Source organism: Paenibacillus zanthoxyli JH29 (assembly GCF_000520715.1).
GTDB classification, from domain to species: domain Bacteria; phylum Bacillota; class Bacilli; order Paenibacillales; family Paenibacillaceae; genus Paenibacillus_AQ; species Paenibacillus_AQ zanthoxyli.
On the sequence record NZ_ASSD01000074.1, the window covers coordinates 1 to 2,521 of the forward strand.

At 58.4% G+C, this 2,521-nt stretch carries 4 protein-coding genes; 1 reads left to right on the forward strand and 3 read right to left on the reverse strand.

Annotated features, from left to right (window positions below; genetic code table 11):
* On the forward strand, window positions 1-112 hold a 112-nt coding region (locus L691_RS31750), incomplete at its 5' end, for an AraC family transcriptional regulator (protein ID WP_156934142.1).
* Between the two features lie 14 nt (window positions 113-126).
* Here L691_RS31750 and mgrA read toward each other — a convergent pair.
* The 3 genes from mgrA to L691_RS0102925 all read right to left on the reverse strand — a co-directional run.
* Window positions 127-1,131 (reverse strand): L-glyceraldehyde 3-phosphate reductase, encoded by a 1,005-nt coding sequence (gene mgrA, locus L691_RS0102915; RefSeq protein ID WP_025688670.1) that lies wholly within the window; start codon window positions 1,129-1,131, stop codon window positions 127-129.
* A gap of 89 nt (window positions 1,132-1,220) precedes the next feature.
* Window positions 1,221-1,961 carry an NAD-dependent protein deacylase gene (locus L691_RS0102920; protein ID WP_025688671.1) on the reverse strand — a complete coding sequence of 247 codons (741 nt, stop codon included), beginning with the start codon at window positions 1,959-1,961 and terminating at the stop codon, window positions 1,221-1,223.
* A gap of 28 nt (window positions 1,962-1,989) precedes the next feature.
* The coding region (locus tag L691_RS0102925; RefSeq protein ID WP_036734946.1) for an HAD family hydrolase at window positions 1,990-2,521 on the reverse strand (532 nt) is incomplete at its 5' end.

Here is a 2,521-nt window from a genome sequence, read left to right on the forward strand (position 1 = left end):
GGCATCGGTCGGATTAACAGACGCTTTATACTTCTCCCGCCAATTCAAGCGCTTCTGCGGCCAGTCGCCGACAGCTTACCGCGCCGTCACGGCGCGGCAGCAGGATCACTAGCCGGGCCGTACCTGCTAACCGTCGTTCCCGGTCTTCAAAATAATCTCGATCCGGTCCAGCTCTTCATCCGTGAATTCGAGATTGGACAGCGCCGCCACGTTCTCTTCGATCTGGCTTACGCGGCTCGCGCCGATCAGCGCGGAAGTGACCCTGCCGCTTCGCAGCACCCAGGCCAATGCAAACTGCGCCAGACTCTGGCCGCGAGCTGCGGCCATCTGGTTCAGCAGCCGGACCTTCCGCAGCGCCTCCGGCGTAATCCGGCTCTCGTTAAACGCGGCCGAAGGCTTGACCGCCCTGGAATCGCCCGGAATGCCGTTCAGATATTTATTTGTCAGCAAGCCTTGCGCGAGCGGCGTAAAAGCGATGCTTCCAGCTCCATGCCGCTCCAGCACATCCTGCAGCCCATTCTCTATCCAGCGGTCCAGCAGCGAATACCTTGGCTGGTGAATCAGCAGCGGAGTGCCGAGATCCCTGAGTATGGCAATTGCGGCTTCCGTCTGTTCGGCGGAGTAGTTGGATAATCCGGCATACAGAGCCTTACCTGAGCGGACAGCCTGGTGCAGCGCTCCCATGGTCTCTTCCAGCGGCGTCTCCGGATCGGGCCGATGCGAATAAAAAATGTCCACATAATCCACCCCGAGCCGCTTCAGGCTTTGGTCCAGACTTGACAGTACATACTTCCGGGAGCCCCATTCGCCATACGGCCCCGGCCACATATAGTATCCGGCCTTGGTCGAAATTACCACTTCGTCACGGTACGGCGCCAGATCCTTGGCAAGCACGCTGCCGAACAATTCTTCGGCTGAACCGGGGGGCGGCCCGTAATTGTTGGCCAAATCGAAATGGGTAATGCCCAAATCAAACGCCCGGGTTATCATTTCTCTTCCGTTCTCGTAGGAGTCAATACCGCCGAAATTGTGCCATAGCCCAAGCGAGATGGCCGGAAGCTTTAATCCCGACTTCCCGCAGCGGTTGTACCGCATCGCCTCATACCGCTCGTCGCTTGCCACATATACCATGCGTATCCCTGCCTCTCAGTCCGAATATTTTATTTTTACACTGCCGCAGGATATTATAATCACCGCATGCACGAAGACGCGGGAAAACGTCAACCCAGCATCTCGCTTACTTTGTCCATCGCCCACCCGATCCGATCGGTGATGACCAGGTCCGCACGCGAATCGTAAGACGTCGGCTCGCCGTTAAGCAGCGCTGTATGCCTGCCTTGAAAATATTGAATAAGACTGGCTGCAGGCTGCACGGTCAGCGAAGTGCCTCCGATGATGAGCAGATCGGCATTTGCAATCGCCTGGACGGAATCGGTCAGCACCTTATGGTCCAGTTCTTCCTCGTAGAGCACAACGTCCGGCTTAATGATGCCGCCGCATTCAAGGCAGCGGGGAACGGTCTCTTCACTGCCGGTAATCGCATCCAGCCCGTAATAACGCGAGCAGCTCATACAGTGGTTGCGATGCACGGACCCGTGAAGCTCCAGCACGCGCCGGCTGCCCGCTTTCTGATGAAGCCCGTCGATGTTCTGCGTCACGACCGCACTAAGGCGACCCTCCTGCTCAAGGCGGGCAAGAAGCTGGTGAGCGCCGTTCGGCAGGGCGTCCGGGTGAAGCATCTTGCCCCGGTAAAAATCAAAAAAAATGTCCGGCTTAGATATGAAGAAGCTGTGGCTCAGCATTTGCTCAGGCGGGTATGGCGAAGATTTCTCCGACAGATACAGTCCCGCCGCGGAACGGAAATCGGGAATGCCGCTTTCCGTCGATGTTCCAGCTCCTCCGAAAAAGACGATACGGCTGCTTTCCCGTATCCAGGAAGCTAAGGTTTGCAATGAATCCATAACTTATAATCATCCTTTCTGGTAAAAGTCATACTGAAACGGTCAGCTCGGTAAAGTCGCGGACGACGGTATCCGCGTCCGCCAAATGCTCCGCCGTTCCCGCCGCCGATGATATCCCGATCGCTAGGCGCAGGCCCGCTCCTCTGCCCATCTGCATATCGGCGTTGCTGTCGCCGATGACGACGGTCTCTTCAGGGAGCGTCCCCAGCTCCCGGCAGGCGGTTTCGGCCATTTCCGGAGCCGGCTTGCCTCTGACCACTTTGTCCCTTGTCACCACCGCGCCGAAATAACGGGAAATGCCGAGCCATTCCAGATGCTCGGCCGTCGTATGCGATTCATCCGACGTTACCACTCCCAGCCGAAGCGAAGCCTGCGCACACTGCGCAAGAAAGGGCAGCAGCCCGGGCAGGGGCCTCGCGGCGCGGCGCTCGCGCAGCTCGTTCATCGCATCCTTGGCAATGCCCATCACCCGCACTATCGCGTCATTCCAGGGAACGCCCGCGGCGTAGAGCTGCCAGGCCAGAATGCCGTAGGTCTGCTCCACCGTGGCCATCGGGAGC

Excerpts from the sequence above, each read along its gene's own strand:
- L691_RS0102920 (WP_025688671.1), bottom strand. The coding sequence starts at position 1,961 with ATGGATTCATTGCAAACCTTAGCTTCCTGGATACGGGAAAGCAGCCGT.
- mgrA (WP_025688670.1), bottom strand. The coding sequence starts at position 1,131 with ATGGTATATGTGGCAAGCGACGAGCGGTATGAGGCGATGCGGTACAAC.